Below are 6871 nucleotides of genomic sequence, written 5' to 3' on the forward strand. Positions count from 1 at the left end.
TTTCTGCATCTGCGAATGTTGCAAAAATGCCTACATATCAACGCCTTCCGGATTCTTTCCTTTTGAGTCAAGGGCCTCGCAGATTCGCTTTGGCAAAGGACCTGTCAAGCGCATAGTTCGGTTGCGGCGAGCCGGGGGCCGTGGCTAACCTGATGGGGCGATTCACGTCGCAGTGTTGGGGGACGGGCCGGTCGGCGGCGGATCCATCGGATCCACGGGCGGCAGGTCGGGTCGGCGAAGCAACAGGCGCTTCATGCCGCCCTCGGGTTTCTTGCAGACGGCTGCCACCGGATGCGCCGAAGCCCGTGTCTTGGATCTGGAATCGGGCGAAAGCCCCGTCATGCGACCCTGTCCGGGCCGCAGGGTGGGGTGTTGGCGCGGTTTTGCCATTCCCGACGCGCGTCGCGAATCCTGTTTCGCCGGATGTCCGGCGAAGGCTGGGGACAGGATAGATAGGGCAAAACGATGGATGACATCTGGGGTCAGGCATGTGCCGCGCTGGAAACAAGCGTGGGACCGAACAACTTCAACCATTGGATCAAGCCCTTGCGCCTGACCGGACTCGACTCCGGGATCGCGCATTTCGCCAGTCCGACGCGCTTCATCTCGGACTGGGTGAACCGGCATTTCGCCAAGGACATCATGGGAGAGCTGAGCCGCCACGGCCAGCCCGTCGAACGGCTGCGCTTCGACGTGGTCCCGCAGGCCGCCCCCGGCCGTGCCCGCCCCGCCGCTGCCGCCGCGCCCGCAAGGCCCGCGCGCCCGGTGGCATCCGTTGCCGCGCCCGCCACCGCCCGCGTGGCGCGTGCCGACCTGGGCGCGCCGCTGGATCCGCGCTATACCTTCGGCAATTTCGTGGTGGGCAAGCCCAACGAACTGGCCCATGCCGCCGCCCGCCGCGTGGCCGAGGGCGGGCCGGTGGGCTTCAACCCGCTGTTCCTCTATGGCGGCGTGGGCCTGGGCAAGACGCACCTGATGCACGCCATCGCGCATGACTATCAGGCGCGCCATCCCCTGGCCCAGGTCCTGTACCTGTCGGCCGAGCAGTTCATGTACCGTTTCGTCCAGGCCTTGCGCGAAAGCACCATCATGGATTTCAAGGGCATGTTCCGCAACGTGAACATGCTGATGGTCGATGACGTGCAGTTCATCGCCGGCAAGGACAGCACCCAGGAAGAATTCTTCCACACCTTCAACGCCCTGGTCGATCAGGGCAAGCAGATCGTCATTTCCGCCGACCGCGCGCCCGCCGAGATCAAGGGGCTTGAGGAACGCATCAAGTCGCGCCTGTCCTGCGGGCTGATCGTGGACCTGCATCCCACGACCTACGAGCTGCGCCTCGGCATCCTGCAATCCAAGACTGAGGTGTTCCGCGCCCAGCAGCTGGACCTGCAGATCGGCACCGGCGTGCTGGAGTTCCTGGCCCATCGCATCACCACCAACGTCCGCGTTCTGGAAGGCGCGTTGCAGCGGCTGTTCGCCCATGCGAGCTTGCTTCGCCGCGAGATCACGCTGGAGGTGGCCCAGGAATGCCTGGCCGACATCCTGCGCACCAACGACCGCAAGATCTCCATCGACGACATCCAGCGCAAGGTGGCGGAACACTACAACATCCGCCTGGCCGACATGGTGGGACCCAAGCGCGCCCGCAACGTCGCCCGGCCCCGCCAGATCGCCATGTACCTGTCCAAGCAGCTGACCAGCCGCAGCCTGCCGGAAATCGGCCGCCGCTTCGGCGGGCGCGACCACACCACGATCATGCACGGCATCCGCAAGATCGAGGAACTGGTCATCGAGGATCACGCCCTGGCCGAGGATGTGAACATGCTGCGCCGCCTGCTGGAAGCCTGACGCACGAAACCCTTGTGAGCATCCGCGCGGGCCGTTACAAATCAGGTCCGTTTACGGGCCGGGATGGCCGCAGGCACAGGGAAAAGCGATGAAATTCTCGATCGAGCGCGCCGTTCTGGTGAAGGCCGTCTCTCAGGCCCAGTCGGTTGTGGAACGCCGCAACACCATCCCGATCCTGGCCAACGTCCTGATCGAGGCAACGGGGGACGGCGTCAGCTTCCGCGCCACCGACCTGGATACCGAGGTCGTGGACCGCGCCGCGGCCCAGGTCGAACGCCCCGGCGCCACCACCGTCAGCGCCGTCATGCTGAACGAGATCGCGAGGAAACTGCCCGACGGCGCCCTGGTGCAGATCAGTTCCGACGACGCGGCGGGGCGGCTGGCCGTGCAGGCGGGGCGGTCGTCCTTCAGCCTGGCCACGCTGCCGCGCGAGGATTTCCCGGTCATGGCCTCCAGCGAATACAGCGCCAACTTCAAGGCCAAGGCCGACATGCTGCGCCGCCTGTTCGACAAGGCCAAGTTCGCGATTTCCACCGAGGAGACGCGCTATTACCTGAATGGCGTCTACATGCACGTGGCCCAGGCCGACGGGATGCCCATGCTGCGCTGCGTGGCGACCGACGGGCACCGCCTGGCGCGCATCGACGCGCCGCTGCCGGTGGGTGCGGACGACATGCCCGGCGTGATCGTGCCGCGCAAGACGGTCGCGGAACTGCGCAAGCTTCTGGACGACGACGACACCGACATCGCGGTATCCGTCAGCGAAACCAAGGTGCGTTTCGCCACGCCCACGCTGACGCTGACCTCGAAGGTGATCGACGGGACGTTCCCGGACTATTCGCGGGTGATCCCGCTGGGCAACGCCCGCAAGCTCGAGGTTGACGCCGCCGATTTCGCCCGCGCCGTGGACCGCGTGGCCACCGTCAGCAGCGAACGCTCGCGCGCGGTCAAGCTGTCCTTGGACCAGGACCGGCTGGTCCTGTCGGTCAACGCCCCCGACGCGGGCGCGGCCGAGGAGGAGCTGATCGTGGCCTATGCCGACGACCCGCTGGAAATCGGCTTCAACGCCAAGTACCTGCAGGAAATCGCGTCCCAGGTGGACCGCGACAACGCCGTGTTCATGTTCAACGGCTCGGGCGACGCGGCGCTGATCCGGGAAGGATCCGACCAGACGGCGGTTTATGTCGTCATGCCGATGCGGGTGTGACGCTTAGCCGTCTTTCGCTGGCGCAGTTCCGGTCCTGGTCCCGGCTGGATCTGGACCTGGACGGGCGGCCGCTGGCGATCTTCGGTCCCAATGGATCGGGCAAGACCAATATCCTGGAAGCCCTGTCGATGCTGGCGCCGGGGCGCGGGCTGCGGGCGGCCCCTGCACCCGAGCAGGCCCGGCAGGGGCTGGAGGCCGGCTGGCGCATCCGGGCCGCCCTTGACGGCCACACGGTCGAAACCGCCGCCCTGCCCGGCCAGCCCCGCACGGTCCTGATAGACGACAAGCCGGTGGCGCAGACCGCGCTTGGTCGCCTTTTGCGCATCCTCTGGCTGGTGCCCGCCATGGACCGGCTGTGGTCCGACCCGCCCGAGGCGCGCCGCCGCTTCCTGGACCGCGTGACGCTGAGCCTTTATCCCGATCACGCCGACCTGGCGCTGACCTATGAGAAGGCGATGCGGGAAAGGAACCGCCTGCTCAAGGACGGCATCCACGACCCCGGCTGGTATCGCGCGCTGGAGGCGCAGATGGGGGATGCGGGCGCGGCCCTGACCCGCAACCGCCGGGACGCGCTGACGGCCATCATGGCCGCGCAGGACGGCGGCGACTTTCCCGCAGCCACCCTGGCGCTGCTGCCCGGAGAAGGCCAGGCCGACGATCCCGATCCGGACAGCATCAGTGCGCGCCTGGCCACGATGCGCCCGCGCGACCTGGCCGCCGGACGCACCCTGACCGGCCCGCACCGCGCCGACCTGGGCGCGCATTGGGGACCGCAGGACATGCCCGCCGCGCTGTCCTCGACCGGCGAGCAAAAGGCGCTGTTGCTGTCGTTGATCCTGGCCAATGCCCGCGCGCTGTCCGGCCAGCCGGTCGTCCTGCTGCTGGACGAGGTCGCGGCCCATCTGGACGCCGATCGCCGCGCGGCGCTTTACGACCGCATCTGCGGCCTGCCCGCGCAAAGCCTGCTGACCGGCACGGGACCGGAACTGTTCGACAGCCTCGGCCCCCGCGCGCGGCGCCTGTCGGTGACGAAAACGGACGGGCTGTCGCAGGCTGCCGAAACCACCGGCTGAACCCTGCCAAAAACGCAGAAAAATCCCGTCTTTCCCGTGACTTTGGCTGCCGGAACGCTTATATCGGGACCACAGGAACAGGACAGCATCACCCATGACCGCAGCAGCCCCGCAGACCGCCGAATACGGTGCCGATTCCATCAAGGTTCTCAAGGGATTGGAAGCCGTCAGGAAGCGGCCCGGCATGTATATCGGCGACACCGACGACGGGTCCGGCCTGCACCACATGGTTTACGAGGTCGTGGACAACGGCATCGACGAGGCGCTGGCCGGTCACGCCGACTATGTGAAGGTGAAAATCCACGCCGACAACAGCGTCAGCGTCCGCGACAATGGCCGCGGCATCCCCACCGATATTCACACGGGCGAAGGCGTGTCCGCGGCCGAGGTCATCATGACCCAGCTGCACGCGGGCGGGAAATTCGACCAGAACAGCTACAAGGTGTCGGGCGGCCTGCACGGCGTGGGCGTGTCGGTGGTGAACGCCCTGTCCGACTGGCTCGACCTGCGCGTCTGGCGGAACGGCAAGGAACATTACGCCCGGTTCGAGGGGGGCGACACGGTGGAACACCTGCGCGTCGTGGACGATGCGGAACCCGGCGAAACGGGAACCGAGGTGCGCTTTCTCGCCTCGGCCAAGACCAACCACCCGGACGGGACGTTCTCGAACCTCGATTACGTCTACAAGACGCTGGAAAACCGCCTGCGCGAACTGGCCTTCCTGAACAGCGGCGTCCGCATCATCCTCGAGGACGAGCGTCATGCTGAGGTGCAGCGGACCGAACTGTTCTACGAAGGCGGCGTGCGGGAATTCGTGAAATACCTCGACCGCTCCAAGGCCTCGGTGATGCCCGAGCCGATCTTCATGACCGGCGAGCGCAACGGCATCGGGGTCGAGGTCGCGATGTGGTGGAACGACAGCTACCACGAAACCGTGCTGCCCTTCACCAACAACATCCCGCAGCGCGATGGCGGCACGCATCTGGCGGGCTTTCGCGGCGCGCTGACCCGCGTGATCGGCAAATACGCCCAGGACAGCGGCATCGCGAAAAAGGAAAAGGTCGATTTCACCGGCGACGACGCGCGCGAAGGGCTGACCTGCGTGCTGTCCGTGAAGGTGCCCGATCCGAAATTCTCCAGCCAGACCAAGGACAAGCTTGTCTCCTCGGAAGTCCGTCCGGCGGTGGAAAACCTGGTGGGCGAAAAGCTGGCCGAATGGTTCGAGGAAAACCCCACCGAGGCCCGCGCCATCACCGGCAAGATCATCGAGGCCGCCCTGGCCCGCGAAGCCGCGCGCAAGGCCCGCGAGTTGACGCGCCGCAAGACGGCGATGGATGTGGCCTCGCTGCCCGGCAAGCTGGCCGATTGTCAGGAAAAGGATCCGGCCCTGTCGGAGCTGTTCATCGTCGAGGGTGACAGCGCGGGCGGGTCCGCCAAGCAGGGCCGGTCGCGCCAGAACCAGGCGGTGCTGCCCCTGCGCGGCAAGATCCTGAACGTGGAACGGGCGCGCTTCGACCGGATGCTGTCGTCCGAGATGATCGGCACGCTGATCACCGCGCTTGGCACCGGGATCGGGCGGGACGAGTTCAACCTGAACAAGCTGCGCTACCACAAGATCGTCATCATGACGGACGCCGACGTGGACGGCGCGCATATCCGCACGCTTCTGCTGACCTTCTTCTTCCGGCAGATGCCGGACCTGATCGACGCGGGGCACCTCTATATCGCGCAACCGCCGTTGTACAAGGTCAGCCGCGGCCGGTCCGAGGTTTACCTGAAGGACGAACCCGCGCTCGAGGATTACCTGATCCAGCAGGGCGTCGAGGGCGCCGCGCTGAAGCTGGCCTCCGGCGAGGAGATCGTGGGCGCGGATCTGGCCCGCGTCGTGGGCGAGGCACGCATCGCCCGCCGCCTGCTGCGCGCCTATCCGACGCATTATCCGCCCCATATCACCGAACAGGCGGCCATCGCGGGCGCCCTGATGCCGGGCCGGATCGACGAGGATGCCCAGGGGGCCGCCGATGCCGTCGCCGCCCGCCTCGACATGATCGCCGAGGAATACGAACGTGGCTGGACCGGCCGTCCGACCCAGGACGGGGGCATCCGCCTGACCCGCACCCTGCGCGGGGTCGAGGAATCGCGGACCCTGGACGGCCAGATGCTGCGCAGCGCCGAAAGCCGCCGCCTGGGCGAGATGACGCAGGCCTTGCAGGATGTCTATGCGCAGGGCGCGCGGCTGGTGCGCAAGGACCGCGACCAGCCGATCTTCGGGCCGCTGGGCCTGTTGCAGGCGATCTTCCTGGAAGGCGAAAAGGGCCTGTCGCTGCAACGCTACAAGGGCCTGGGCGAGATGAACCCCGAACAGTTGTGGGAAACCACGCTGGATCCCGGCGCGCGCACCCTGTTGCAGGTCCGCGTCGAGGACGTGGCCGAGGCCGAGGATCTGTTCACCAAGCTGATGGGCGACGTGGTCGAACCCCGCCGCGAATTCATCCAGCAGAACGCGCTGAGCGTCGAGAACCTGGATACCTGATGCAACATGTGGCAAATCTGCCGCGGCAAGCCCGTCGAGGGCCGATCTGCAATTGCCGGAATGGCGCGTTGCCGTTATGCGTTCATCTGTCCTGCGATTCGCGCTGTGATTGAAACTTCCGAAGTGAAGGAGCCTCTGATACCAACCGCCTTAACCATTGACCGCTTTTGCATACTCACGCGTGGCAATTGATCGGATGCGCTCGGG

At 66.5% G+C, this 6871-nt stretch carries 4 protein-coding genes; all 4 read left to right on the forward strand.

Translation table 11 applies throughout. The annotated features are described in order from the left end of the window. Nucleotides 1-465 precede the first annotated feature (465 nt). The 4 genes from dnaA to gyrB all read left to right on the forward strand — a co-directional run bounded on the left by dnaA (nucleotide 466) and on the right by gyrB (nucleotide 6664). A complete protein-coding gene (gene dnaA, locus GIY56_RS08625; protein ID WP_154764394.1) occupies nucleotides 466-1851 on the forward strand; it encodes a chromosomal replication initiator protein DnaA in 1386 nt (461 codons plus the stop codon). Between the two features lie 88 nt (nucleotides 1852-1939). Next, nucleotides 1940-3058 (forward strand): DNA polymerase III subunit beta, encoded by a 1119-nt coding sequence (dnaN, locus tag GIY56_RS08630; RefSeq protein WP_154764395.1) that lies wholly within the window; start codon nucleotides 1940-1942, stop codon nucleotides 3056-3058. Beyond that, on the forward strand, nucleotides 3055-4131 hold the full coding sequence (gene recF, locus GIY56_RS08635) for a DNA replication/repair protein RecF (protein ID WP_328288485.1): 1077 nt from the start codon (nucleotides 3055-3057) through the stop codon (nucleotides 4129-4131). Before dnaN ends, recF begins: the two co-directional genes overlap by 4 nt. Nucleotides 4132-4225: 94 nt before the next feature. Continuing rightward, nucleotides 4226-6664, forward strand: coding sequence for a DNA topoisomerase (ATP-hydrolyzing) subunit B (gyrB, locus tag GIY56_RS08640; RefSeq protein WP_154764396.1), 2439 nt, complete (start codon nucleotides 4226-4228; stop codon nucleotides 6662-6664). The last annotated feature ends 207 nt before the right edge of the window (nucleotides 6665-6871 follow it).

Source organism: Paracoccus lichenicola, from assembly GCF_009708075.1.
GTDB classification, from domain to species: domain Bacteria; phylum Pseudomonadota; class Alphaproteobacteria; order Rhodobacterales; family Rhodobacteraceae; genus Paracoccus; species Paracoccus lichenicola.